Source organism: Geodermatophilus bullaregiensis, assembly GCF_016907675.1.
In the GTDB taxonomy this organism is placed as follows: domain Bacteria; phylum Actinomycetota; class Actinomycetes; order Mycobacteriales; family Geodermatophilaceae; genus Geodermatophilus; species Geodermatophilus bullaregiensis.
Window position 1 is genome coordinate 3,778,613 of the sequence record NZ_JAFBCJ010000001.1, and the last position, 24,644, is coordinate 3,803,256.

Annotated in this window: 20 protein-coding genes and 2 pseudogenes; 2 read left to right on the top strand and 20 right to left on the bottom strand. The window is 68.6% G+C overall.

Annotated features, from left to right (window positions below):
* Positions 1-45 precede the first annotated feature (45 nt).
* The 5 genes and pseudogenes from JOD57_RS25615 to JOD57_RS18085 form a co-directional block, all read right to left on the bottom strand.
* Positions 46-240 (bottom strand): annotated as a pseudogene (locus JOD57_RS25615) (IS5/IS1182 family transposase); the annotation flags it as partial.
* A gap of 447 nt (positions 241-687) precedes the next feature.
* Complete coding sequence (locus JOD57_RS18070; RefSeq protein ID WP_307824775.1) at positions 688-1,548, bottom strand: transposase; 861 nt, start codon at positions 1,546-1,548, stop codon at positions 688-690.
* 13 nt (positions 1,549-1,561) lie between these two features.
* The gene (locus JOD57_RS18075) at positions 1,562-2,017 is read right to left on the bottom strand and encodes a hypothetical protein (RefSeq protein WP_204693288.1); all 456 of its coding nucleotides are present in this window, start codon (positions 2,015-2,017) and stop codon (positions 1,562-1,564) included.
* Positions 2,018-3,240: 1,223 nt separating this feature from the next.
* On the bottom strand, positions 3,241-4,056 hold the full coding sequence (locus JOD57_RS18080; protein WP_204693289.1) for an alpha/beta fold hydrolase: 816 nt from the start codon (positions 4,054-4,056) through the stop codon (positions 3,241-3,243).
* Between the two features lie 1,369 nt (positions 4,057-5,425).
* Positions 5,426-6,772: an FAD-dependent oxidoreductase gene (locus tag JOD57_RS18085; RefSeq protein WP_204693290.1), complete on the bottom strand. Its 1,347-nt coding sequence runs from the start codon at positions 6,770-6,772 to the stop codon at positions 5,426-5,428.
* Positions 6,773-6,791: 19 nt separating this feature from the next.
* Here JOD57_RS18085 and JOD57_RS18090 point away from each other — a divergent pair, with 19 nt between their 5' ends.
* The gene (locus tag JOD57_RS18090; protein ID WP_204693291.1) at positions 6,792-9,497 is read left to right on the top strand and encodes an ATP-binding protein; all 2,706 of its coding nucleotides are present in this window, start codon (positions 6,792-6,794) and stop codon (positions 9,495-9,497) included.
* Here the strand turns inward: JOD57_RS18090 and JOD57_RS25620 are convergent.
* The 11 genes from JOD57_RS25620 to JOD57_RS18145 all read right to left on the bottom strand — a co-directional run bounded on the left by JOD57_RS25620 (position 9,442) and on the right by JOD57_RS18145 (position 17,558).
* On the bottom strand, positions 9,442-9,888 hold the full coding sequence (locus JOD57_RS25620) for a helix-turn-helix domain-containing protein (RefSeq protein ID WP_307824776.1): 447 nt from the start codon (positions 9,886-9,888) through the stop codon (positions 9,442-9,444). The genes JOD57_RS18090 and JOD57_RS25620 overlap by 56 nt on opposite strands.
* Complete coding sequence (locus JOD57_RS18100) at positions 9,774-11,789, bottom strand: recombinase family protein (RefSeq protein WP_204693292.1); 2,016 nt, start codon at positions 11,787-11,789, stop codon at positions 9,774-9,776. The genes JOD57_RS25620 and JOD57_RS18100 overlap by 115 nt, the downstream gene beginning before the upstream one ends.
* Positions 11,786-12,244, bottom strand: a complete 459-nt coding sequence (locus tag JOD57_RS18105) for an ImmA/IrrE family metallo-endopeptidase (RefSeq protein ID WP_204693293.1) — start codon at positions 12,242-12,244, stop codon at positions 11,786-11,788. Before JOD57_RS18105 ends, JOD57_RS18100 begins: the two co-directional genes overlap by 4 nt.
* A gap of 17 nt (positions 12,245-12,261) precedes the next feature.
* Positions 12,262-12,483 carry a hypothetical protein gene (locus tag JOD57_RS18110; RefSeq protein ID WP_204693294.1) on the bottom strand — a complete coding sequence of 74 codons (222 nt, stop codon included), beginning with the start codon at positions 12,481-12,483 and terminating at the stop codon, positions 12,262-12,264.
* A 15-nt stretch (positions 12,484-12,498) separates the two neighbouring features.
* Complete coding sequence (locus JOD57_RS18115; RefSeq protein WP_204693295.1) at positions 12,499-12,873, bottom strand: helix-turn-helix domain-containing protein; 375 nt, start codon at positions 12,871-12,873, stop codon at positions 12,499-12,501.
* Positions 12,874-13,091: 218 nt separating this feature from the next.
* Positions 13,092-13,277 (bottom strand): hypothetical protein, encoded by a 186-nt coding sequence (locus JOD57_RS18120; RefSeq protein WP_204693296.1) that lies wholly within the window; start codon positions 13,275-13,277, stop codon positions 13,092-13,094.
* Positions 13,278-13,403: 126 nt separating this feature from the next.
* The gene (locus JOD57_RS18125; RefSeq protein ID WP_204693297.1) at positions 13,404-14,111 is read right to left on the bottom strand and encodes a replication-relaxation family protein; all 708 of its coding nucleotides are present in this window, start codon (positions 14,109-14,111) and stop codon (positions 13,404-13,406) included.
* Positions 14,112-14,235: 124 nt separating this feature from the next.
* Complete coding sequence (locus JOD57_RS18130; protein WP_204693298.1) at positions 14,236-16,392, bottom strand: type IV secretory system conjugative DNA transfer family protein; 2,157 nt, start codon at positions 16,390-16,392, stop codon at positions 14,236-14,238.
* A gap of 436 nt (positions 16,393-16,828) precedes the next feature.
* Positions 16,829-16,996: a hypothetical protein gene (locus JOD57_RS18135; RefSeq protein WP_204693299.1), complete on the bottom strand. Its 168-nt coding sequence runs from the start codon at positions 16,994-16,996 to the stop codon at positions 16,829-16,831.
* A gap of 2 nt (positions 16,997-16,998) precedes the next feature.
* Positions 16,999-17,214: a hypothetical protein gene (locus JOD57_RS18140; protein ID WP_204693300.1), complete on the bottom strand. Its 216-nt coding sequence runs from the start codon at positions 17,212-17,214 to the stop codon at positions 16,999-17,001.
* Positions 17,214-17,558: a hypothetical protein gene (locus JOD57_RS18145; RefSeq protein WP_204693301.1), complete on the bottom strand. Its 345-nt coding sequence runs from the start codon at positions 17,556-17,558 to the stop codon at positions 17,214-17,216. The genes JOD57_RS18140 and JOD57_RS18145 overlap by 1 nt, the downstream gene beginning before the upstream one ends.
* 247 nt (positions 17,559-17,805) lie before the next feature.
* Here JOD57_RS18145 and JOD57_RS18150 point away from each other — a divergent pair, with 247 nt between their 5' ends.
* Positions 17,806-18,948 (top strand): hypothetical protein, encoded by a 1,143-nt coding sequence (locus JOD57_RS18150; protein ID WP_204693302.1) that lies wholly within the window; start codon positions 17,806-17,808, stop codon positions 18,946-18,948.
* Here the strand turns inward: JOD57_RS18150 and JOD57_RS18155 are convergent.
* The 4 genes and pseudogenes from JOD57_RS18155 to JOD57_RS18170 all read right to left on the bottom strand — a co-directional run bounded on the left by JOD57_RS18155 (position 18,920) and on the right by JOD57_RS18170 (position 24,342).
* A complete protein-coding gene (locus tag JOD57_RS18155; protein ID WP_204693303.1) occupies positions 18,920-19,279 on the bottom strand; it encodes a hypothetical protein in 360 nt (119 codons plus the stop codon). The two genes, JOD57_RS18150 and JOD57_RS18155, sit on opposite strands and share 29 nt — an antisense overlap.
* Positions 19,280-20,161: 882 nt before the next feature.
* Positions 20,162-21,070, bottom strand: a complete 909-nt coding sequence (locus tag JOD57_RS18160; RefSeq protein ID WP_204693304.1) for a hypothetical protein — start codon at positions 21,068-21,070, stop codon at positions 20,162-20,164.
* Between the two features lie 657 nt (positions 21,071-21,727).
* Positions 21,728-21,838, bottom strand: a pseudogene (locus JOD57_RS18165) (IS5/IS1182 family transposase); the annotation flags it as partial.
* A gap of 893 nt (positions 21,839-22,731) precedes the next feature.
* Positions 22,732-24,342 (bottom strand): serine/threonine protein kinase, encoded by a 1,611-nt coding sequence (locus JOD57_RS18170; protein WP_204693305.1) that lies wholly within the window; start codon positions 24,340-24,342, stop codon positions 22,732-22,734.
* Between the last annotated feature and the right edge of the window lie 302 nt (positions 24,343-24,644).

The following is a 24,644-nucleotide window of genomic DNA, read 5'->3' on the forward strand; positions in this document are numbered from 1 at the left end:
ACCGTCACCGACGTCGGCGACGGCGACGGCGACGACACCATCACGACGGCGTCGCTGCGGTCCGCGCCGGGAGCGGATGGCGGGCATGGCCTGCACCAAGGGGATGAGTGCGAGGCTGTCCTTGGTGTTGGCCGCGCTGACCGCCACGGCCAGCGGCAGGTCGGCGGCATCGGTGAGCACGTGCAACTTCGAGCCGGGTTTGCCGCGGTCGACCGGGTTCGGGCCGGTCAGCGGGCCCCCTTATCTGTGGAGGGACCCCCGGTCAACCGGGTCCGTTCTTCGGGGTCTGCTCCGTCGGCCTGAAGCGGTGTCGGTCCGCTGCCGCGGTCAAGGTGGAGCGCCCGTGGACGAACGACCTTGACCGCGGCGAGGTCCGGCGCATGCTGCTCGCCGCGGAGGAGGACGAGGGGCAAGTCAGGTCAGGGGCGGCTCCCGACTCGGCGTGCTGGCCGCAGGAGTGAGGAATCGGGGTGGGGTGCGCGGGCGCCCGGCCTTATCTCGGTGCGCGGAGCTGTTGGTGAGGTGGTGCGGCTCCGGCGACATGATGATCGATGGGGTGTCCCGGCAGGGTGCGGCCGCTCGGTCTTTTGAGGCCGATCGCGCTGGTTCGGCGCGCCGGCAGGGGGCGGGCAGGAGCAGGCCGCGGGCATCGGTGGGTGGGCTGATGCGCGCACCAGGGCTGCAGGATCACACCGGGGCGAGGGCCTCCTCGCCGAGGGCACGCAGGGTGTGGTGCGCCCGCCGGGTGATCTTGCGGGCGACGGAGAGGGCGGCCCGGTTGCCGCCGAGCCGGTCGGCGACCGGCCGGTAGTAGGCGTGGTCCGGGGCGCCGGGGCGGGCGGCGCACTTCGCGGCCTCGAACAGTGCCCAGCACAGCAGCGGGGAGCCCTGCCGGGAGAGCTTGCCCGGGGTGCGCTTGCCGTCGGAGGAGTAGACGGTGATGTCCAGGCCGGTGTGCCGCATCGTCTTGCGCGAGGAGCCGAATCGGCGGGTGTCCCCGAGTTCGGCCCATAGGGCGGCCGCGGTGATCTCACTGACCCCGTACTGGGCCTGCAGCGCCTTGCAGCCGGGCTGGCGGCGAGCGAACGCAGCGATCTCACGGCGCAGCGGCGCCAGCTCGGCGTCCAGCGCGTCCGGGATCCGCAGCGCGGTGGCGACGGCCTGCCGGCCGGTGAGAGACAGCTGCTCTCCGGTCTCGAGTCGACGCCGGTTGTCCGCCCCCAGCAGGTCACCGACGATCGCCGGAGCGCCCTGGTGCAGCAGGATTGCGTGAATGCGCTGCACCCAGGCGGTGCCGGCGAGGATGCCGACGACCAGCAGGGCGACGGCCGAGGCGATCCTGACCCGCGCATCGAGCAGCGTCCGCACCACCTCGTTGATCAGCAGCACCTGAGCCCACGTCCCCTGCCCTTGGTTGGCCGGGTTGTCAGCCCTCTGCCACCGGCGCAGGACACCGGCTGCGGTGCGCGCCTCGCGCACGATGAGGACGACGCTGCCCAGCTCGGCCAGGCAGGCGATGACGAACAGGACGCCGGCAGCGACCCGCACGGCGACGTCCCGCCTACGAGCCGCTGATGGCGCCGGTGGCGACGCCGCTGGCTACGTCGACGGCGAAGTCCCGGCCTGCGGCAAGGAAGGCGTCGAGCGCTCGCCTGGCCTTGCCCTTGGCCTCGCCCTCGGGGGCCTGGTCGACGGCCTTCTGCAGCGCGGCCAGCAGCCGGTCGGCGACAGCCTCGGCGGTGGGCCAGGCGCCGGCCTCTCGGTACGCCTCTGCGGATACCTGCTTGATGGAGCCTCCCGGCAGCGAGCTCATGCTGGCCCGCTGCTCCACCACGTAGCCGCCGCGGGCGAGGGCACGCACGGACGCCCTGACCGTCTCGACGTCCCAGCCCATCCGCTCAGCGATGGAGCTGGCCGTCAACGCTTGGGTCGAGGTGTCGAAGTGACGGACGGCCTCGACGAGCACCGGCAGGTCACGGCTGAACCAGGCGTCGGGCAGTAGCCCGGGTTGTCTCATGGCACGGGACGTTAGAACCCGGCACTGACAGTCTGTGATGACAAAAGATCGATGCGTGACTACTTGGCGGGTCCACCGTTTGGTCGGCTGGCGAGCAGGAGTCCCTGGGCGAGCCCCAGGGACTCCTGCTCGCCAGCCGGCGTCTTGCCACGCGGTCCCTACATCAAGGCCCGTCGTGCTCCCTCACCCGTTGCCAGTGCGCCGAAGAGCAGCGCAAGCCACGGGGCGACTGTGCCGACCGAGTCGGCCGACTTGGTGATCATGACTACGGCGACAAGCACTCCTGCCGTGGCCAAGATGGCGGTGCAGATGATCACGACCAGCTGTCGACCGCTCAGTCGGGGCGACGGGTCGCTGGGCTCATGAGTTGACAAGTCCTCGTCAACGGGTGTGCTGGGATACCTCCGTGTAAGGCTGTGTACGTGCGCTTCTGCACGCACTGCTTCTCCCTGGTGATGGGCGCGGAGGCTAGGACGACCCGGCGCTGCGAACGCCGGGTCGTCTGCTGTCTGAGCTAGACGAATGCCGCCCTGACCTCCGCGAACAGCGTGCACGACGAGGTGGCTGCGCGTTAGTGGGCAGAGGGGCAAGGGCTGGCGGCTGACCGTAGTCATGCAGGTAACGGCGTGCTCACCTGGTGTACGCGCTGACCTGGTACTTCCAGCGATCTCGATGTCTAGGGCTGTACACCGGAGGTGTACAGCGAGAGCGCAGGTCACAAGTTTGTAAGGATCCGCCGCTCATGGTCGGCCGGCTCCGAGGAGTCACACAGCTCCAGAGCCTTCTAGCCGCACCTGTGCAGTAAAGCTGGCTTCGAGCTCTGCGTCGCGCTGCCTGACGTCACTCAATCACGGTGCCTGATGGCATCAGGCTGCCTCGCGGCGGTGCCACTTTGGTAGCCAAAGCACCTTGTTCGCGGTCGTTCGAGCCCGTCCGTCACCGTTCCGTATGCCGTATGAACTGCGGGAATGGACGGCAGTGGGCCTCTGCGGACCCCTCCCAGCCGCCCTGGCAGTGTGGGGGTCAGGGGTTCGAGTCCCCTCAGCTCCACCCCGTCGACCAGGCCGTTCTCCCTCGGGAGAGCGGCCTGAGTCGTCTCTGGTTGCAGTTTGCCTCAACTCCCGCCGCCGGCGCTGATCTCTCCGGGCGGTGACGGGAGGCCACGAGGTAGCGGTCGCTTCCGCCGCGCTGAACGCGTCCCGCCGCAGTCTCGGGGGCGATGGTCAGCTGACGCGATGGCGGGCGAGGAAGGGCACGAGTACCCCGAGCAGCGCATCGGGGTGGGTCAGTGCGACGTCGTGCCCGGCGCCTGCGATCACCACCTGGTCGGCCTGCGGCAGCCACGCGCGGATCAGGTCGCCGACCCCGTCGAAGAAGGGGCCGTGGTCGCTTCCGGCGACGTGCAGCACCGGACAGCGCACCCGGGTGGCAGTGGAGGCGTCGAACGGCCAGGCGAGCAGCGCCGGGATGTCGACGTCGAGGAAGGTCCGGCTGTCGCGCAACACCTGCGCCGAGCTGCCCGGGATGACGCCGTCGAGCCGGCCGCGCCAATCGGGCCCCATCGTGCGCGTGAGGAAGCGGTCGACGGCGACCTCCGCTCCCCGCGCCTGCCGGTCACCCAGGAGGTCGGCGTTGGCGGCGCGGAACATGGCATCCCCGGGGCCGTGCACCGGTGGCGGTTCGACCAGCGTGAGCGTGCGGATCAGGTCGGGGTGGTCCACGGCCATCTGGATGGCCACCGCGGCGCTGTAGGAGGCACCGAGGACGTGCACCCTCTGGAGGCCGAGCGCCGCCAGCAGTCGTGCGCAGTCACCCGCGTCCTGTGCCACGGAACCGGGTGGCGTGGCCGGGCTGCTGCCGGCATAGCCGCGCCGGTGGTAGTGAACGACCCGGAACCGCCGCCGCAGCCGCTCGGCCAGCGGCAGGAACTCGTCCGCCGTCAGCGCGGTGGGCACGAGGGTGACGGGGTCGCCAGAGCCGAGGATCACCGTCTCCAGGTCGCCGCCGTCGATCGCGACCCGCGCCATCGACTCCCTCATGGCGGCGATGGTGGAAGGCCTATGGGGCCGCAGTCCAGGCATCGGGCACGCGGGAGCAGGCAGTTCGGCGAGTCACCGCTTGCACCTGATGGCGAACGGCGCGAGCAGCCCCGAGATCGGTCACGAAGCGCGGACGACGTGTGACATGTCCTCCGTGCCGCCGAACTGGCTGCCACGAGGAGCTGACGCTCTGGGGACCAGGCTGGCGACCGCGGGCAGGATCGTGTCCAGGTGTTCGCGTCGGCCGAGGTGTCGGGACAGGGCCCGCCAGTTCTTGAGATGGCTGATGCTGTGCTCGAAGCGGATCCTCGGGACGCGTGAGTTCGGCGGTCCAGTGCGCCGCGGCGAGGGCGTCGAGGGCAAGTAGGTCCCGCGACACCGCGCGGGCGTGACGCGGCGGTGACGGAGGCGGGTTCCCCACTTGCACGTCGCCGAGAACAGGTCACCCTCAGGAGAGCGGAATGCCGACGAACCAAGACTTCCACAACGGTGGTCAATGGTTCGACATCCATCTCCAGGAGGATGGCAACCTCCATCTTGGGGCCAATGGAAGGAGTGGCAGAGGCGTTACGCGGATGGTGATCGCCGATGACTCCGGTGAGGTTGCAGTCGGCGGCCACGGTCAGACGGCACAACTACAACTCAAGGGTGTGTTGGACGAAACACAGTTCTTCTGGGGGGTTGGCGCAGGAAGCAGCTGCGGTCCTCGGTGGGTCGGCCGAGATGTCGGCCCAGGATCTGTAGCCGTTCCTCCGGTGGTCCGGGGATCTCGAGGCCGTCGGTCAGGGCGACCTCCAGTTACCCTCCGGCCACCCGTCAGCGGCTGACCTACCGTACTTCTCGGCTGTCCAGCTGGATCATCCGCGTCGCCTCCGCGGCGGCCGGCGGCAGGTCATCGGGCTGGTGAGCGCTGTGCCAGCCTCACGAGGACGCCAGGATCGAGCGTCTTCGCTGGTCGGGTGCCTGACGCGGCTGGGCTGCACCCGCATCGGCTCGCCCGGGATCATCGGGCAGCGACCACCAGAAGCGCTGTGCAGAGCCGCGAACCGCAGTTGGCGCATGAGCGGAAGCGGGTGAGTCATCGGGCGAGTTCTCGCGCCCCGGATCCGCGTGGACACCGCCCTTGCCGCCACACCCTCCGCTGACGACGCCCATCTGCGCAGTGTCTTCGCCAGACTCGGTGTCAGCTCGCGGACCCAGCTCGCGCTGCAGATCGACCACACACCGGTCGACGACCGAAGGAACGCCCAGGCTCGCATAGCCGGCACCGGAGCACGGACACCCTGCCCCTCGTCGGCACGGGGTCGTGTCGGCGCGCGGGTCATCGACGCTCCACACGAAGCGCGCCCGTCGGAGCCGCCGGGCGCGGTCACCACCACAGCGGTCCCCAGCGACGTGCGTCCGCCTGCACTCGGGACCACGGGATGTCCTCGCTCTTGGCGCGGCCGATGGGGTTGATGCCCCAGCGCATGGTCAGGTTGGCCCGCAGGGTGTGCAACCGGTTCTCGAAGAGCATCTTCTCGCTGATCCAGGAGATCGCGTCCAGCTCCGGTTTCCACACCGCGCTGTATCTCTGCGCCGCCCCGGACAGGCCGGTGGCGCTGGGTTCGGCAGTGCCGATGGACCTGTCCAATGCGACGGCCGCCTCCATGGCGGCGTTGACACCCTGGCCGATGGGTGGGAAGGGGCCGGCTGCGTCACCCAGCAGCACGGCTCGTCCGCCGTCCAGCCGGGAACACGTGAGTTTCTGGCCGATGTGGTAGCAGGTCCGGTCGGCAAAGGCCGCGACCGCTGCGTCACTGGCGAGGTCGAGCACGCGCGGGGAGTGCTGCTGCAGGTAGGCCCGGGCCGCCGCGGCCGAGGAGAACGAGAGCGGCCGGCGGGTGCCGATCCCGCAGAACCAGCGCGGCCTGTCGGACTCGTCGTCGCCGGGGATCGCGCCGGCGACGCAGAACGGCCGGGTCGCCAGGGCCTGGAGGTAGGTCTCGTCGAGCTGGTCGACGAGCCGGTCGAGCGCGATCATCGTGAGGTAGTTGGGCAGTGACTTCCGTGCCACGGTGAATCCGGGAACGCGCCGCTGCATGGCGTCGCGGACAACGGAGCCGGCGCCGTCCGCGCCGACGACGAGGTCGAACTGCCGGGTCATCGGTTCCCCGCCCGGCGGCGTGTACGACACGGCTCCGGTCAGCACGCCGACCTCGCTGACACGGCAGCCGTACTCCACGTGGACCGCGTCCTTGTGGCGATCGCTGATCACCGCGGTGAGCGCCCGCAGGATGTCGCCACGGGCGCCGGTCCATCCCGGGCCCGGCCAGTCCTCGACCACCCGGCCCCCGTACTGGATGCCCCGGAACGGGAGCAGCCGGTCGTCGAAGTGTCCGGTGGCGTCGATGTGTCGCAGGGCCTGCAGGCCGTGCCCGGTGATGTCGATGGTGTACGAGCGGTCCGGGTTGAAGCGCGGGGCCATCTCGGGGTGCGTGTCCCGCTCGAAGACCGTGGTGGCGATCCCGCGCCGAGCGAGCGCGATGGCCGCCACCAGCCCGGCCGGCCCGCCTCCGATGATGGCGATCCCCTTCGGCTCGTCGTGCTGTCGGGCCCAGGGCTCCTCGGCGGTGTGGTTCGACATGGCCGGCTCCCCTCGTCGGCGTCGGATGTGTGCCGATGGCCAGGTTGGCGGGCGCAGAACCGCGATCGCATCGATGACCTCCCCAGTCATGCGGGACTAACCTGACCGGGTGCTGCTCGGCCGCCGGTCGGAGCGCATCCGCCTCGACGGCGTGCTTGCGGATGCGCGGGCATCGCGCAGCCAGGTGCTTGTGGTCCGCGGCGACCCCGGGGTCGGAAAGTCCGCGCTGCTCTCGTGGGCGGCGGAGCGAGCGGGGTCTGCTCGTTGCCTGCGGGCGGCCGGCGTGGAGTCCGAGCTGGAACTGCCGTTCGCGGTGCTGCAGCAGCTGCTCACCCCTGTGACCGACCGGCTCGACACGCTGCCCCCCGTGCAGGCCGATGCCCTGCGCGGGGCGCTCGGCCTGGGGCCGGGGCGCGGCGGCGACCGGTTCCTCGTCGGCGTCGGCCTGCTGTCGCTGCTCGGCGAGGTCGCGGCGGACGCCGGGGCGGTCTGCCTGGTGGACGACGCGCAGTGGGCGGACTCGGCCTCGGTGGAGGCGCTGGTCTTCGCGGCCCGGCGGCTCGAGGCCGAGGGTGCCGGACTGATCCTCGCCACCCGCGCCACCGGCCGGGATGCGTTCGTCGCCGCGGGCCTGCCGGAGCTGGTGCTCGATGGCCTCGACCCGGAGGCCGCGGCCGCCCTGATCGCCGAGCGGGCACCCACTGCGACCGAGGACGTCCGCCGGCGGCTGGTCGCCGGCACCGGCGGGAACCCGCTGGCGCTCGTCGAGGTGCCTGGCGTGATGAGCGCGGCGCAGCTGACCGGGCTGGAGCCGTTGCCCGACCCGCTGCCCGTCGGCGGCGGCGTTGAGCGAGTGTTCGCGGCGCTGGCGGCGCGGCTGCCGGAGATCACCCGCCGGCTCCTGCTCCTGGCGGCCGCCGACGACACCGGCCGGCTCGGCGTGATCAGCCGAGCGGCCGCGGCGGAGGGCCTCGAGCTGGCCGCGTTCGGTCCCGCGGAGGCCAGCGGCCTCGTCCGGATTGTCGGCGAACGGGTGGAGTTCCGACATCCTCTAGTGCGGTCGGCGGTGTACCAGGACGCCGGCTTCACTGACCGCCGGGCGGCGCACCACTGCCTGGCGGCCGTCCTCGACGGCGCGGAGGACCTCGACCGCCGGGCCTGGCACCTCGCGGCCGGAGCGGTGAGCCCCGACGACGCCGTCGCCGATCTCCTAGAGGCGTCGGCCGAACGGGCGCGCACCCGGTCCGGTCCCGCCGCCGCCGCGGCGGCTCTCTCCCGATCTGCGACGCTGACCGGGCGGTCCGACATCCGCGGCCTGCGGCTGGTGGCTGCGGCCGAGGCGAGCTGGAACGCCGGTCACCCGACGCGCGCAGTGCAGTTGCTGGACGACGCGGAACCCTTCCTCCGGGCGCCCGAGCAGCGCGCAGGACTGTGTGGCCTGCGTGGCCTCATCGAGTTGAGCGGGGGATCGCCGGAGACCGCCTATCCGCTCCTCGTCACCGCGGCGCTGGAAGCTCCGGACCGGTCGTCCGCCCTGGCCCGACTCGCGCTCGCCGGCGAGGCGGCCTCGCTCGCCGGCGGCCAACGGGCCGTCGAGCTCGGCCGCCTGGTCCAGCAGGTGGTGCCTGGGGACGCCGGCGAGGACGGGCCGGTCGTGGATCTGCTGTTGGGGACGGCGGAGGTCGCGGCCGGGGACTGGGCGGCCGGCGCCGCCCGGCTGCGCCGGGTGACGAGTGCCGCCCGGCGGACCGAGGACCCCCTGGTGCTGCTGCGGGCCGGGCAGGCGGGGCTGCTCCTCGGTGATGAGGTGGCCGCCCGGCGCTGCTACCTGGGAGCGGAGGCGGTCCTCCGCCGCACCGGGACCCTCGGGCTCCTGGCCACGACGCTCAACCGGCTCGCCTTCTCCTACGCCCAATCGGGGCTGCTCGGCGATGCCGAGCGAACCTGTCAGGAGGGCGTGCGGCTCGCCCGCGAGCTCGGCCAGCAGTCGGCCACGGCCGACGTCGTGCTCGCCCTGGTCGCCGCCTGGCGGGGAGACGAGGAGACCTGCCGACGGCACGCCGTGGGCGCCGTTGAGGAGGCCGAAGCGCGTCGACTGGGCGCCGTCCGGGCCGGCGCCGGCTGGGCGCTCGGGTTGCTCGAGCTCGGTCTCGGTCGCCCGGACCAGGCGCTCGCGAGACTGGGTCCTGTGGTGGCCGGGCGAGGACTGAGTCATGCGGCAGTGGCGCTCTGGGCGACTCCCGACCTGGTCGAGGCCGCGGCGCGGGCCGGCCGTCCCGAGGACGGGCGCGACGCGCTGCAGCGGTTCGGGGGCTGGGCCCGACGGGCCGGGACGCCCTGGGGGATCGCGCTCGCCCACCGGGGCACCGCGCAACTCGCCGGAGGGGACCTGGCCAGCTTCGAGGAGGCGCTGGACTCGCACGAGGCGGCCACCCGGCCGCTCGACGAGGCGCGCACCCGGCTGGCCTACGGCGAGACACTCCGGCGGTTGCGTCGCCGGGTGGACGCGCGGCTCGCGCTGCGGCCGGCCGCGGAGGCCTTCGACCGGGCGGGCGCGCTGCCGTGGGCGGAACGGGCGCGCGCGGAGCTCCGCGCCACGGGGGAGACCTTCGGCCGCCGTGCGGCCACGGAGTGGGACCGGCTCACGCCGCAGGAGCTGGAGATCGCGCGGCTGGCCGCGGGCGGTTCGTCGAACCCCGAGATCGCCACCCGCCTGTTCCTGTCCCGGAAGACCGTGGAGTTCCACCTGCACAAGGTCTTCACCAAGCTCGGCGTCGGCGGCCGGACCGAGCTTGCCCGGATCGCGCAGGACTAGGGAGGTCCCGGGTGCGACTGGCGCCCAGGTGGGCGATCGTGTCGACCAGGGTCGAGCGGGACACCCCGAACCAGCAGGCCAAGACGTCATGGGTGACGCCGTGACGCAGATGCACGAGGGTGGCCAGCAGTCGGTCGACGAACACCAGCCGGCACCGGGCGCCGGCCCCGACCGCCCGCCGGCGTGGCCGATCGGCCAGCCGTGCGTCCTGACGCGCCTGCCAGCGCGGTCCCAGCTCGGCGACCAACTCAGCCAGCACTTCCCGGGAGAGTCCGGTCACCGGCGATCGGCGACAGCGGCGGCACGGGGCAGTGTCCTCGACACACCACCACCCTGCTCCGTCCGTCCGCGCGAGTCGCCCCGCAACCGTCCACGAGGTCGTCGGAGACACTCGGGGCCGCGGCGGCAGGAGTGGCTCGGCCTGGCGTGGTCGCAGTTGTGGTCGCAGTTGGCGGCGTTCGCGTCCGTGCGCCGATGTTCGCCGTTGTACGAACCAGCACGTCGATCAACGTACGGAACGACGGCGAACCGCCGTGAACGCGATCGACGGCCTGGCAGTGTGGGGGTCAGGGGTTCGAGTCCCCTCAGCTCTACCAGATAGTTGTTTCTCGAACCCCTGACCGCGGAAGCGGTCAGGGGTTCGTTCTGTCTTGAGGCTGACGGACGACGTGCGGTCGTCTGCCAGCCGTGGGACAGAGCCTGCAGCTCAGCAATGGTTATCGACCGCAGGCGCAGGTCGCGCTGGACCTCAGGTGCCAGGAGCAGGCGGAAGGGCTCGGCCAGCTCGCGGTTGACGGACTCGTCGTCGAAGACCAGCAGCTTGGCGAAGAACACCTGGTTGAACTGCCGGCGCAGCTTCGGCTCAGCCAAGGCGTACGCCCGGTAGCAGTCCTGGGCCAGGGCCAAGGCGTCGTCAAGCGTGCCGAGCACCCGCTGCAGCCGTTCGTCGGCGTCCTGGAGGTAGGCGGCAGCGATGGCGAGCTCGCGGCTGATGCGCTCCTGCTCGCTTCTCAGCAGGTCCAGCGGCAGGGCGCCGGCGTAAAAGGCCTGGAGCAGCTTCTCGCGCTCAGCCTGCAGCTGCTCCCGGCGGTGCTGCTGGCGGGCCCGCTCGGCCACCAGCTGCTCGTTGGCCGCCCGGAACTCCTGGCGCAGCAGGCGCTGCAGCTCAGCGGCGGCTGCTGCATCGAGCCGGATGGTCTGGTACTCCTGCTCGACCAGATCCTCGACGACGTCGATCGGCAGGGCTCGCTGCCGGCAGTCCGTCCGCCGCTCATGCCGCCCGGCGCAGATGAAGTACTCGTAGCGGGTGCCGTGGCGGTTGGTCTTGTGGTCGACGAGCAGCCGGGAGCCGCAGCGGCCGCAGAAGACGCTGCCCTTGAGGTAGTGGTGGTGGAGACGCTGCTTCTCGCCGGCGTAGCCCTGGGCGCTCAAACGGTCCTGGACGGCCTGCCACAGCTCAGCTGAGACCAAGGGCTCGTGGCGGCCGGGGTACTCGACGCCGCGGTAGCGGACGACGCCCTTGTAGTAGGGATGCTTGAGCAGCCGGGTGAAGTGGCTCAGCACCAAGGGCTTGGCGGTCCGGGCCTTGCTCGGCCGGGTGGTCAGACCGCGGGCGGTCAGTTCCGTCAGCAGGCCCCGCAAGGTCCAGTCGCCGCCGGCGTAGGCCTCGAAGGCCCAGCGCATCAGCGGCGCGCGCTCGGGATCAAGCTCGACAGTGCGCAGCTCGCGGCCATGATCGGAGCGGATGACGTTCTGGTAGCCGACGGGCGCCCGGCCGGTGGTGCCGCCGCCGGCGGCCTTCTGCACCAGGCCCTTGGAGACCTCAGCGCCGAGGTTCCGGGAGTAGAACTCGGCGATCGAGCTCATGATGCCGTGCAGCAGCATGCCGCTCGGCGTCTCGTCGATGTTCTCGGAAACTGAGACGAGCCGGGCGCCAGCCTGCTGGATGGCCAGGTTGATCATGACGTCGTCCGCCCGGGAGCGGGCCAGGGGGTCGACCTTGTGCACCACGACGTAGGTGATGGGCTGCTGCCGGAGGAACTGCAGTAGCCGCTGCAGCTCCGGTCGGTCGGCGCTGCGGGCGCTCTCGCCGCGGTCGACGAACTCCTCGACGACCGAGGCGCCGAGCGCCTCGGCCTTGCGGTAGCAGGCCTGACGCTGGGCCGGGATGGAGAAGCCCTCCGCCTCGCCGCCGCGCTCGGCCTGTTCCTTAGTGCTCACCCGCAGGTAGATCACCGCAGTAGCCGAGGCGGATTCGGGCAGGACCGGGCTCTCCGACTTGGACAGGCTCACGCCGGACTCCTCATCCAGGGGCGCTTCAGGCGGGCGTAGGTGGCTGAGTCTGCGCCCGCGGCGCGTTGTCCGTCGGCGGCTGTCCCCAGGCCGAGGTGAGCCAAGCGGCGGCTCATGGCCGGCGGTGAGACCCCGAAGCGGTTACACAGGCCGCTCCGGCCATGCAGGTATTGGCAACCCTCACCCCAGGCTCGGTAGACCCAACGCTTGGGCATGAGCAGGCAGGCGGCGAAGTAGTCGGCGGCCAGCTCAGCCTGGCTGTAGGCCGACAAGCCGGGGCGGTCGACGTACAGCTCGTCGTGGTAGCGGTGGTCGATGACGTGCTTGAACTCGTGCGCCAGGCTGAAGCGCTGGCGCCGTAGCGGCTCGGACCCATTGACCACAATGAGCCAGCGGCCGGCCTGCCACGAGGTGCAGCCGGAGACCGGCAGGTCGACGTCGGTGCGCAGCAGCACCCGGGGCAGTTCGGCGATCAGGGCGGCTGGCGTTGGCGGCCGGATAGGCCGGCCAGCTCAAGCAAGGCCGTGGCCTGCCACTCGGCGACCTGAGCGGCCTCAGCCGGATTGAGCGGCCGGCGCGGCGCCTTGGCCCGCAGCACCGCCAGGACGGCGCGTTCACCGTGCGGTGCCAGCCGCGACGTCGGCAACGGCATGTCGTCATGGATGTGGTTTATTGCTACTTTCTTTCCCTTCATATCTCCCTCCTTTCGTTAGTGCATATCAGGTTTCTCGTCTTCGCCGTCATGCGGACCCTGGTGCAAGTCGCCGTAGCGGGCGACGTAGTTTGTTACTTCGTCAATGACGGCGTCAGGCAGGTCGTACTTGGCCCGCAGGTACAGCGGCAGTGGCGGCAGCTGGTCGCGCGTCCGTTCGTCGAGCAGGCCAAAGACCGTGGCCTCCGGCAGCTCCAGGGCGGCGGCGATGCGCTGGAGGTTCTCCGGTGACGGCTGCCGGACCTCACCGAGCTCGATGCGGGCCAGGTAGGACTTGTGGAGCCCCGTTAGGTCAGCCAGTTGGCTGAGGCTGAGACTGGCTTCCTGACGACGGTTTCTCAGTAATGTGCCGAGCGGTGTTTTGTGGTGCATGTAGGGATTTCCTGTCTAGTGCCTCTATTATCGTCCATTCGTCGCAGGCCTGCAACGACAATGTGCTAGTTGGAAGTGTGTTAGCTGTAGCCGTCGAAGACGTATGTGCCGCCGTTGTCCGGCAGATCGACGATGTGGTAATGCCCGGCCTGCTCGAAATCAGCGACGACTGCAGCCCCGTCAAGCCGGACGTACGCCCGCAGCCAGTCGGGCAGCCGCTACAGCCGACGGTCGGCGCCAAGCTCGGACAGCAACTGCTCCCCGAAGGCCTGGCGGTCCCGGTAGCGGCCAAGGTAGGCCTGGTGGAAGCGGTCGACGTCCTGGCTGCCGGTCCAGTATTGGAAGGCGTCCCAGGCGATGCTCGTCTCCCGGGCGGCCTGGTCCGCTGCTTGTTCGTGGTTCATGGTTCCTCCTTTCCTTTTAGTGATCTCCGGCGTCGGGCTCCGCCGGAGGTGGTCGGCTGTCCAGTTCGCCTTCCGTCAAGGCCGGCAAGGCCTCGGACTGCAGGGCGACGGCGTGCAGCTCGGACGTCAGGCGCGGCGACCGCAGCAGCCGGCGCAGCTGTTGGGCCCGCTGGTCGCTCGGCACCAGCCAGACCACCCGGGGAAGGCCTCAGCCGTGGCCTCGACGCCGCCGCGGTAGGCGGTCTCGTACTGCCGTAGCTTGCCGAGCAGCGCGGGGGAGTGCTCGGTGCCCTGGTCAAGCTCGACGAAGGCGTGCAGGGCCTCCTCGCCGATGCCGATGACCAGGTGCAGGTCGGGCTTGAGCCAGTCGCCGTCAGCCATCCGTCGCCAGGAGCGCGGCTCTGTCTCGAGCGTCAGCAGGTCGAGCAGGCCGCGCTGTTCGGCCTGGCGCAGCTCGACGTACAGGTCGCCGATGGCCAGGGTGTGCCGCAGGAAGCCGTCGCGGACCTCATGCAGCCGGCGCCGCGGTGCGCCCGGATGCAGCAGCCGGACACCGGCCGGCCCGAGCCCGTAAACGAAGCCGCTGCTGCCAGCGCGCAAGCCGCCGATCTGGCGCTCCAGGCGAGCCAATAGGCCGTGCCGGGTCAGCCGGGCGAGCAGACGCCGGGCGGCCCGGGCAGCCGTCTCACCTTCGCCGACGTGCAGCCGCTGCAGCTGCCGGCCGCTGAGCAGCCGGCAGCGGTCGACATCGCCGAGCACCGCCCAGTCGCGGGCCGTCAGCTCCTGCCGCAAGCGCTCCAGTCCCGCCGCCGAGAGGCGGGGGGCGACGGTCATGAGGGACCTCCGTGCCACACCTCTGTCCCGTCCCGTGGGGACGGCGACTGGCCACCTGACCAGGGCGAAGGCCCGAGCGTCCAGCACCTGACCGGAGAGGCGATCGGATACCTGGGACGACGGTTCATGCCGGCCTCCGGGTGCGGCCGATCGGCCGGTTGCCGTTGCCGGGTCCGTCGATGACGGCTTGCAGGGCCTCGTCGGTTTCCTGGCGCGGCACGCCGTAGTGCTCCTGGCTGTACCGCCGGATCGTCTCCGGATCGCTCGCCTGCTCCGGGGCCGGCCTGGTCAGCCCCGACATGTAGGGTGTTACGGCTGCGCCGACGCTGAGCCGGAGGTAGACCTCGTGGGCCGCCAGCTGGGTGAAGTCCTCCGGCTGGACTTCGCGGTGGCCGCGGGCCAGCAGCCGGGCGTCGTCGGCGGCGGTCTGGAAGATGACCCGGCTGCGGGCGTTGGCCAGGGCGCCGCTGCGCAGGGCCGGGTTCAGCTGGTCGAGGTGCTGGTTGGCGATGGCGAACATCAGGCCCAGCCCGCGCGCCTGGGCCAGCATGTCTCCGAGGTCGCCGGGCAGGGCGGCGTAGTCCTGGAGCTCGTCGACGACCACCGACACCAGGTGCCGCCGCTCCGGCGGGATGGCTTGGCGGCCGAGGGCAGCCTGCCATAGCTGGTTCAGCAGCAAGGTGCCGAGCAAGCGGGCGCTGTCCGGGCCGAGCACGCCCTTCGCCAGGTTGGCCAGCAGGATGGGTCGGCGGCTGGAGAAGAGGTCCGGCAGGCTGAAGCGCGGCGCCACCTGGCCGAGGACCGCGCGCAAGGCCGGCCGGGCGGTCAGGGCGCGCACCTTGTTCAGCACCGCCGCCACCGTCTGAGCCTGGGCTTCATCGCTGAGGCGCTCGAAGGCAGCCCAGATCGGGGAGACGCCCAGCGGATCGTCCAGCTTGCCGACGATGCGGCGCCGGAAGCTGCCGTTGGTCAATAGCGGTGGCAGCAAGGCCAGACTGGTGCCAGGGGTGCGGGCCAGCGTCAGCAGGCTGGCGTGCAGCAACTCAGCCAGGCGCGGGCCCCAGCTCTCGCTGTTCAGGCGGGCCAAGACGCTCAGCAGCTGGTCGGCGACCAGGTCAGGCGGAGCGGTCGTGGCCAGCGGGTTCAGCCCGACCGGTGCCTCGTCGGCCGGATCGAGCAGCACGATGTCGTCCTGGCGGTGATCCGGCACCCGAGCCAGCACGTCCTGGACCAGGTCGCCTTTCGGCTCCAGGACGACAACCGTCCGTCCGGCGGCCATATCCTGGACAATCAGGTTGAGCAGCGTCGTCGACTTACCGACGCCCGTTGGGCCCAAGATCCACAAATGGTGGGCGCTGTCGACGGGCGTCAAGGCCAGGGGCCGCTCGGCCAGCGGGTCGACGGCGACGATGCGCCCGGACCTTGGCACCTCCGGCGGCACTGGCAGCAGCCTGGACGGCCGGCGGGCGACGGGCGGCAGGGGCAGGTCGGACAGGGGCCAGGCCAGCAAGGCGGTCAGCTCATGCAGGTTGCAGGCCAGGCCCCAGAACAGCGGCTGCCGTACGGCCATGACCGCGCTCGGCCGGAGCGGGCGGACGCCGAGGCGGGCGCCGGGCCCTTCGGCGGTCCGCAGGGCGCTAAGCAGCTGACCGAGCAAGGACAGGCCCCGCTCCCGGCTGGTGGCCTGGATGGCGATGCGGCCGACCAGGCGCCAGCCGGCTTCGCCCTGCTTGCTGCGCAGGGCGCGGCGGGCTTCGGCGTCGAGCTCGGCGGGCGCTTTGAACGGGGCGCTGGCCATGGCCCGCGGCCAGGACTCGCTGAGGACCGGGCTGTGCCTGTTTGGTACGACAACAGGCCGCCGCACCGGGCCGAGCAGCCACTGCAAGGTGACGATCTCGTCGGTGCGGGCCACGGCCAGGGCGGTGAGGACAGTCTGGCTGACGGCCGCCGGCTCGTCGGTCCGCAGCGGCTGGGGGGAGGAGGACGACCACAACCGCCAGGCCGTCTGTGGCTGGCCGACATCCGGACCGTCACCCGGCTCGAAAGCCAGGCCGGGCACCGCGCTACGGGCCTGGGCCAGCAGGCCGGTCATCCGCTCCGAGGGCAGCCGCAGGAAGTGATTGACGCGGCCGGCGTGCCCGACGGCCTGGAAGGTCACCGGCCGGTCCTGGTGAGCGCTGCCCAGGCCGTGGAAGGCACGGAGCAAGCTCGTCAGCTGCGCCGGCTCGACGACGACCGGGAAGCGGGGCCGGAACCACTCGGGCGCCGTAGCGCCGCTCATCGGGCCTGCTCCTTGGGCGATGGCCCGGCATCGGGGGTAGTGCCATTAGCGGCAGCCGCCTGGTGGGCTGCCTCAGCCTCCGCTTCAGCCCGCGCGCTCGCCAGCTCGATGAGCGCCCGGCTCAGCTTCTGCAGGTCCGGTTCCTTGCGCCGTATCGCACGAATGCGCAGGCGCCTTTTGTTTGGCATAGCTCTACCCCCTTTCATGTATTAGCGCGATTCGTCGCAGGCATGCGACGATGTCCATTTCAGTATGCGTTGCAAGCCTGCGACGTTCAATAGTGAATGACAATTCCACAATACCGAGCGGTCGTTGCCATCCTCCGACGAAGCGAAGCAATTTGAGATGTTGTTAATTACCGCACCGTGGGGCCGCCGTCCGGGTGATGGACGACGGCCCCACCAGTGCAGCTCCGGCAGGAGCCTTTACTGACCGCTCACCAGGAGCGGTGGTTGCGGTAGACGGTGATGACGGTGACGGTGATGCCGCCGAGCACGACAACGTCGACCACGTAGGGGATGAGCGGGCGGATGAACGCGACGGCCTCCTGGAGCAGGATGCCGAAGATGATCAGCAGCACGAGCAGTTCCCATCCCCGCTGCATCGCTAGCTGCTCCGCCGGCGCCTGAGCTCGTCGCGCGCGGCGAAGTAGGCGTCGTGGACGCGCTGGATCTGCTGCATGGCGACCACCTCGCCCTGCACCAGGAGGTGCAACTCGGCCAGCCGATCCCGTTCAGCGCGCAGGTAGTGCATCGCCAGGGCGTAGCCGGTGACGATGAGCACGACCGCGATGCCGACGATGTCGAAGACGAGGCCGAACATCAGCCGTACGCCTGGCCGGTGGTGCGGATGGCGTCCAGCCCGACGGCGGTGAAGACGTCGACCACCCAGCGCTGGCGGCGCCCGGCGTTGAACGGGTCGCGGGCGATTGCTGCCGCCTCCTCAGCCTCCAGGTCTTCGAGGGCGTACAGGACCTCGTCGACGACCCGCCGGGTGGTCTGGACGCGGGTTACACCGACCAGGCCACGGCCGAGCTGCTTCGCGACGGCGTACTGGGTGGCCCTCTTAATCGGACGCGGCAGGACCAGCCGGCCGATGAGCTCGCCTTCGATGACGCGTTCCTGCTGACGCAGGCCGGCGCTGCCGCGCGCTGGGACTTGCAACATGGAGTGCTCTCTACTGTCTCTGACGACTGCCGGGCGCAGCCGTCATCGGAGCCGGTCGAGGTCAGACCGGCAGCGGCTGCCTACTGCTGGCTGGCGCCTGTCCACCAGCCCGCCGCGACGCCGGGGCAGGGACAGCACGGGGGCGCCGGACAGGTCCGTGGCGGCGCCCTGTCTCAGGGACAGCGCACCGACCGTCCGGCTAACAGGTCAGTCGCGGTTGCCCAGGACGGCCGCTACCGTCCGGCACATGGCCGGGCAGGAAGCAGAGCGTCTGCTGATGGCCCAGTTGCTCGGCAAGGCGCTGACGAACCTGCGCGCCGGTATCGGCTGGCACAAACCCGATGAGGGCTGGCTCAAGCCGTTCCCTGAGGCGCTGCGCAGCTTCTTGGGCGTCGACACGGCGGCGCCGCCGGCTCAGCAACGGGCAAAGCTTGCAGCCGCGATAGAGCGCGGGCTCAATCGCCTGCCGGAGGCCGACAGAGAGCTCATTGACTGGGCCTGGAACCGCAGCGAGTATGACGGAACTGAGAAGTGGTCCGATCGCCGGGTGAACCACCGAACAATCAGGGGCTACAAGTCAGTTGAACGAGCCGTCGGGGCGTCAATCAAGAAGCTTGTTGCGGCGATGATGCCGCTGCCCGAACCGCCACTGGAAGCAGCACCCGGTCAGGCACCGTCGGCCAAGAACGAGCTCTACCGCGTTTGGGCCTACCGCAAGGACTGGAGTCAAAAGCGCCTCGACGTCTCGATCTATGTCGAGCCCAACCGGGTGATCGTCCGGGAGACGCGGGACATCGCGGCTCGCCATGACGGCGTCGAGCGCTTCTCCGTCCGGCGCAGCTACTACTGGGCCGGCACCGCGGTGCAGGTGGATGTCGCCGAGGGCGCCGAACTGGAGCAGGCTTTCGAGCCCAACACGCAGGCGGTGCTGCTACTCATCCGCGTCCCGCCGACCGCCCGTGGTGATCGGCGCCGCTTCGTGGTTACCTATGAGACGCAGGACATGGCACCCGTCTACAGCAGCGGCTGGCTCGAGTTCGACGCCTTCACGGCGCGACTACAATTTCGTAACATCCGGCCCAAGACGGTCTGGCTTATCGAGCACTTCCCGCCCAAGATGTTCACGACGGAGAACATCCGACCGGTGCTGGAGACGTACGCCGAGCCGGTAACGGACGAGGTTGATGCAGTCTGTTACTACGAGCACACCTTCGAGCCGTCCGACTTCACGGATGAGGGCGTGGCCTGGGAGCTGCCGGACACGCCGTGGCGCGGCGGTGGACGATCCGACCAGGCGAACCAGGCGCCGCCGAGGCCATCACGCTGTCGAACTGACCCGACCCAAGGAACGACGTACCGGCCTAACGGCTCGCCAGCTCCCATACCGTGATGCTGAAGGTGATCAGGTCATCGGATTGGTTCACTAGGCGAATGACCGCGTAGCGACCCTCTTCCGTGCGGATGCAGAGGTCGCGTCCATCAAGCTCATTTGGCTCGTTCCCCGAGAAGGCCGACGTGTAGGCTGTCCGGGTGCTGCAAATTTCGTAAGATCCAGCCTGGCCAGGATCAAGGAACTGCTGACTTGCACTGTGGACCCGCAGGTAGCCGGTGTTCAGCGAGACCGCCCCCGGATCGTAATCGGTTAGTTGTCCTGCCCGCCAGGTCTCTTCGGTGCTCGGCGCATTGATGTCGATGGCGTCGCCGTTGATGACCAGCTGCACCTCACCTTGATGGCGGATCGGAGGCGTCGCAGGGCGATTGGCCGTCGTCGTTGACGGAATCGGAACTGGGGCCGGGGTCGGGGTCGGGGTCGTTGACGAGGTTGCATCCGGTGTGCTTGATGTTGGAGCCGCGTCAGGCGACGCACTTGAGGACACTGCTGGGCTGGAGCCGTTCACATTGATCGTAATTGCCCCCTGCGCACTGGCGAAGAGGCCTACCGCTAGAGTCGCAAGAGCGCCTAGTACGCCGCTTGCCAATCCGTTCATCAAGGGGTGCCGAGCAAGCCAATGCCCCTGGTTCGCAGGTCCATTAGGTCCCGCTCCTTGCGTCCCGCCAGCCGTCATGCTTCCCCCAATCCGGTGCCATTCGCCGTGTCCCTAATTTCGAGGCCCGACAGGTCATCGTCTGCTACGGAGAACTCGGTAGCCTGCTGAGCTTGCTGTTGCAGTTCCATCCAGTTTATATTCATAATGCCCCTAACACGTGCTTGTCCCTTGACCATCCGACAGCGCAACGTGACCTGAAGGTGCCGCTGATGTCCAGTACGTATTGCTTGATCATAACATCTATGTCGCTATGGAGCCAATTCATGAAGAGGTCCAGCGGGAGGTCGCACCTTCTCTTCAGGAACATGCCGTTCCAGCGAGTCGTACCTGTCCCGCTGGTCACCGAAAGGCGTAAGTGGCCCAGCGGTGGGACGGTTGGAGGCCGGACGCACATTACTCGGGTTCGGCAACAAATCACGTCGACCCGCTAGTTAGTCGTTAACGACGTATGGTGGATGGAGCCTCGAACGAGCGCCGCGCCGCGCGCAGGGTCTCGAGTGTCTAATAGTAGTCACTGGTCGTATTCGGGGCTGTCAGACCAGTTGCTCTTCGGCGTCAACCTGACGCGCCCGCAAGTGTCACTCGCACGCTATCTAGAATCGTCACGTCAACTGGGAGTGCTTCAAAGGCGACAGTGATGTCGCTGCCATGGTCTCGAAACGCCGTGTCGATTGAATTGGAGCCGGCTATTCCAGCGACTAGGAACAGGTCGTACGACCTGCCTATGTCTTCGGGACCTTGGCCGATAACCACCGAGAATTCCCACCGATTCTCCTGGTCGATAATCAGTGGTCTCGTGTTGACTGTATAGTAGCGATTGTCTTCGGGCCTCGTGAGAATCCAAAGGGAATAGTTGTCAGGAAGGTCTGCCAAGCCGCGGGCTAGGATCGGACTTGCGACCTCGTCGCCATCTGCGGGGAACGTGAAGTTGGCGGCGGTCGTCACGGGCGGAGGCGTCGCAGGGTCCGCAATGGGGGAGATGCCCACGTTTAGACCGACGATGGTGGCAGCGCCTACGACTATACCGGTTAAACCGATGACGCAAGTAGTGGCGAGCATCCGTTTCCGACGAGGCCTGAGCCTGACTGGCTTCGACCCGTCGAACCGCTCGGTGCCAAGCGCTTGCTTGGATGCACCTGGAAGCCTCCCCAGCTGACCGAAAGGCTTGGAGCCAGTCGATTCAGGTTCGACTGACTTATGCTCGAAAGATGTGTCTTCCTGCGATTGCGGCCTGCGCCTCCGACTCAAGGGCCGGGCTAGTCCATAGTAGGTGGCTAGTCCCAAAAGCAACGCTCCGATGGCCGTTCCACCCCAGCCGAAGGCGCCAGCAATAAGCAACAGGCAACCCATTACGACTGCGGTCGCCAACAGTGCGGTGAGGCGGGCAACGAAGACCCGCACTGGTGGCCTACTTCCCGCGAAGGAGTGGAGTCTGCGAGTCTTCTCCAGGAGTCGCTCGGTCATTCCCGACCGTCCTTAGGTTGTGTCATAGCTGACGAGCCGCCTCCAGAATCCCTCTGCGCCTGAATGACTTCTTGAATCTCAATCATCCGAGCATCGCGCCTTTGGGACTTATAGTGATGGCGGTAGGTATCGTTGGCCCCCCGAAGATCCCAGTATATGAAGATTAGAACCAGCAGGAGCGTGGCGCCCGCGAGTATCATCCGCCCGACTTCCCAATCGAGGTGGCCTTTACTGGGCACCTGTGCAATCGCCCAGTCGAATGCCCATAGAATCAGGGCCCAGCTAGCGAGTAGGATGCTGTCGAAAAAGATGACAAGCAGGATATTCAGCCTGCCAGTCACCATTGAACGTATCGGACCCGTAGTCCCGGGTTCATGCATACCTTCGGCTCTCCCCCCTCCCTGCAAGGCGAGGCAGCCCTGCAGGGTTCAGCAAGCCTAGACGCGACGCGCTGTGTCCGCAGCCAAGGTCAACGCACTGGAGTGGTTGCTGCATCGTGGCGTGCGCGCATCGTAGCCGGGAAGCTGCGGGGAACTGCTGCGCAAGGTCCCCCTTCGTCATCGAACCGCGCGCCCTTCCTCAACGATCTCGCCCGTGGCTGTCCCGTCCAGGTACGCCAGCACCGTTTAAGGCCCGTAGCACGACACTGGGGTTTTCTCAACGCATTGGTCGTTCGGTGGTGGTGAGGATAAGGGCTGCGGCGACGATGGCACCGATTCGTCGTGGGCAGAGTCGGATTCCGTTCAAGGCCTTCCAGCGGGTCTTGAGCCAGGGCCCGTGCAAAGTCAGCTTTGCACGGTCTGACCTGCGGTTATGGCGGCCAGCGGCCGAGGTCGAGCCTGCTGAGCCGCCGCTGTGCCCCTCACCTGCATGGTGAGCACTTGACTTAAGCCCAGGTCGGAGCGACTTGGCGGTCGGTCTCTGGACACGACGGCCCGGAGTCGGCACCGGATCGCAGCCTCTCTACGCCGGCATCCGAGCAGGTCAACCGCGTGTCTGATGACTTTGCACGGGCCCTGCCCTGACCCTGGGAGCCCGTCCCTACATCAACTCCGGCCGCCACCAGCGCCGCTGCATCAGGCCGTCACGTCGCCGACCGAAGCCGGTGAGAAAGCCTCAGTGATGCCGCAGTGCGTTCTTCACGACCGTATGGTCTTTACCGAAGTGATCACCGATCCGCGTCAGCGACTACCCCTCCCCATACAGCCGGATGGCTGCTTTGACCTGCTCGTCTGTCAGTCCGCGCCGCCGCAGCACGCCGTTGGTGTTGAGCAGCCTCAGCACCGCGCCTTGGCTCAGTCCGTACGTCCGTTGGAGGTACTTGGTGGATTGATCTGCCTGATAGTCGGCGAAGAGCTGGGCGGTACCGTTCAGGCCCGCTCGGTCCTCGGCTCGCTGCTTCTGACGGGGTGTCCCTGGTGGAACCGACCGTGCCGCACCTTGCGGGAGTAGCCGCCAGACTGCGAGCAGTCGCTTGAACGCTCGACCGGGGGGTGAGCCGAGCCGCCAGCTCCCACTCGTCTGGGGTCAGGAGGTCGACATTTTAACCCTCGCCGCGCGTCGAAGGGGGAGCGTCACCAAGGTGAGGGCTATATGGACGACCAGTGGTGCATCATGAGGCCTCGACTCAATGAGCCGGGCGCTGTCAAATGCTCGATTGCTTATCTGTCGGCTAGCTCCCACACGGTGATGCTTAGCGTGGCGGTCTCATCAGTGTAGTCAACAAGACGGATGGTAGCGAAGCGCCCCTCCGCCGTGCGTATGCAGAAGTCCCGCCCATCAAGTTCGTTTACCGATCGCCCAGGAAAAACTTTCGTGTAGGTCGTTTGAGTGCTGCAGACTTCGTATGATCCGATCTCGCCGGGGCCAAGCAATGTGCCACTCGCATCCCAAACGTATAAATTGCCTGCGTCCAGCGAGACAGCCCCTGTGTCGGAGAGGTCTAGTTGTCCCACTCGCCATGTGGGATCGTTACTTGGGGCGTTGATGTCGATTGAGTCACCATTACGAGCGAGTTGCACGTCTCCCTGATGCCTGATCGTCGGTGGACCTGCGCTAACAGATGCGCTCGTGGAGGACGAAGCTGGCGCAGGAGCGCTTGACGGTGGACCCGTGTCCGAAGAGCTCGCGCCGGACGCGGCCGGGGCGCTGCTGGTGACCTCGGGGGCGCCCGTCTCTGAAGGGTTGTTGGGGGACCCCAGTTGGATGCCTACATAGAGAGCGCCAATTACTGTAAGGATGCCAGCCAATAGTCCGCGGGCTCGTAAGCCGTTCCGGGAGGCCGGTTCCGGGCGCTCCTGGCGTGGATGTCCGGCTACCCCTGTCACCGGAGGCGGCGGGTTCATCCCTGCGCCGTAGGTCGAGCCTGCGCCATAGCTCTGGGCCTGGGTTGGGCCCGCGAAATTGGCGTGGCCGGCACCGCTCGTAGCCGCGCTGGTCCGTGCGAGCACCGCCTCGAGCCGCTCTGTGACCTCCTGACAGGTCTCCGGCCGCTGGTTGGGATCGTCTGACATCGCCTGCCGCAGCACGCCGTCCATACCCGCTGGAAGCTCGGGCCGGAGGACGTGGGCCTGCGGGAAGTCGTTGCGCAACTTGGTGGCGATCAGGGTCGCCCAATCGTCACCGATGAAGGGGCGCCGACCGGTCAGCATCTCAAACACCACCGCGGCGAAGGCGTACACGTCGATCCGTGGGGTTACCGGCGCCTTGATGTCCAGTTGCTCGGGAGCGGCGTACTCCCAGGTTCCGATCGGATGAGTGGTCAACCGGTGCTGGTAAGCGAGGTCCTTGGAGATCCCGAGGTCGGATAGGACGAGGCTCTCCCGGCCGTGTTCGAGGCGCCGCAAAAGCACGTTCATCGGCTTCACGTCGCGGTGGACGATCCCGACTTGGTGCAGGTAGTCGATGGCACCGCTCAGTTGCCGCGCGAGGGCCAGCGCCCGCGGCACGGGCAACGGTCCGCGCGCCGCGCCGAGCTCGGCGTCGAGGTTCGGCCCCTCAATGAACTCCATGGCGAACCAAGGCACGCCGCGGGACTCGTACTCAAAGACGGTGACGATCGCCGGGTGGTTGAGCCTGGCGAGGTTTTTCACCTCGTCGGCGAAACGCTGGCGGACCGTAGCGTCGCCTGCCGCGAGCTCGTGGCACACCTTGATCGCGACGTCACGGTCGAGGACGGGGTCCCAGGCGCGGTAGACGGCGCCGCCACCGCCGCTTCCCAACTCCTCCCGGACGTGGTACCTGCCAATCCGACCGTTCTCCGGAACTGCCATCCATCCACGCCTGTTTCATCGTCCAACGGGTGTCGGGGCAGTATCCGACACCGCGAGCGGTGCCGTCCACACCGATCAGGCCGGCCAGTTGTCAAGGCCCCGGTGCTGAGTTGTGGAGCTGACCTCCTCTAGCTGGGCGGACTGTTCCGGCTTAGTACACCGGCCCGGCGAAGAGCGTTCCTTACGACGGTGTAGTCCTTGCCGAAGCAGTCTCCGATCCGCGTCAGTGACCAGGCTTGGCTATACAGTCGGATAGCTTCCTGGATTTGCTCGTCTGTCAGGCCGCGCCGCCGGCGCGGCAC

Coding starts and splice junctions, on each gene's coding strand:
- JOD57_RS18075 (WP_204693288.1), bottom strand. CDS start 2,017: ATGAGACAACCCGGGCTACTGCCCGACGCCTGGTTCAGCCGTGACCTG.
- JOD57_RS18080 (WP_204693289.1), bottom strand. CDS start 4,056: ATGAGGGAGTCGATGGCGCGGGTCGCGATCGACGGCGGCGACCTGGAG.
- JOD57_RS18085 (WP_204693290.1), bottom strand. CDS start 6,772: ATGACTGGGGAGGTCATCGATGCGATCGCGGTTCTGCGCCCGCCAACC.
- JOD57_RS18110 (WP_204693294.1), bottom strand. CDS start 12,483: ATGAAGGGAAAGAAAGTAGCAATAAACCACATCCATGACGACATGCCG.
- JOD57_RS18115 (WP_204693295.1), bottom strand. CDS start 12,873: ATGCACCACAAAACACCGCTCGGCACATTACTGAGAAACCGTCGTCAG.
- JOD57_RS18120 (WP_204693296.1), bottom strand. CDS start 13,277: ATGAACCACGAACAAGCAGCGGACCAGGCCGCCCGGGAGACGAGCATC.
- JOD57_RS18125 (WP_204693297.1), bottom strand. CDS start 14,111: ATGACCGTCGCCCCCCGCCTCTCGGCGGCGGGACTGGAGCGCTTGCGG.
- JOD57_RS18130 (WP_204693298.1), bottom strand. CDS start 16,392: ATGAGCGGCGCTACGGCGCCCGAGTGGTTCCGGCCCCGCTTCCCGGTC.
- JOD57_RS18135 (WP_204693299.1), bottom strand. CDS start 16,996: ATGCAGCGGGGATGGGAACTGCTCGTGCTGCTGATCATCTTCGGCATC.
- JOD57_RS18140 (WP_204693300.1), bottom strand. CDS start 17,214: ATGTTCGGCCTCGTCTTCGACATCGTCGGCATCGCGGTCGTGCTCATC.
- JOD57_RS18145 (WP_204693301.1), bottom strand. CDS start 17,558: ATGTTGCAAGTCCCAGCGCGCGGCAGCGCCGGCCTGCGTCAGCAGGAA.
- JOD57_RS18150 (WP_204693302.1), top strand. CDS start 17,806: ATGGCCGGGCAGGAAGCAGAGCGTCTGCTGATGGCCCAGTTGCTCGGC.
- JOD57_RS18160 (WP_204693304.1), bottom strand. CDS start 21,070: ATGACCGAGCGACTCCTGGAGAAGACTCGCAGACTCCACTCCTTCGCG.
- JOD57_RS18170 (WP_204693305.1), bottom strand. CDS start 24,342: ATGGCAGTTCCGGAGAACGGTCGGATTGGCAGGTACCACGTCCGGGAG.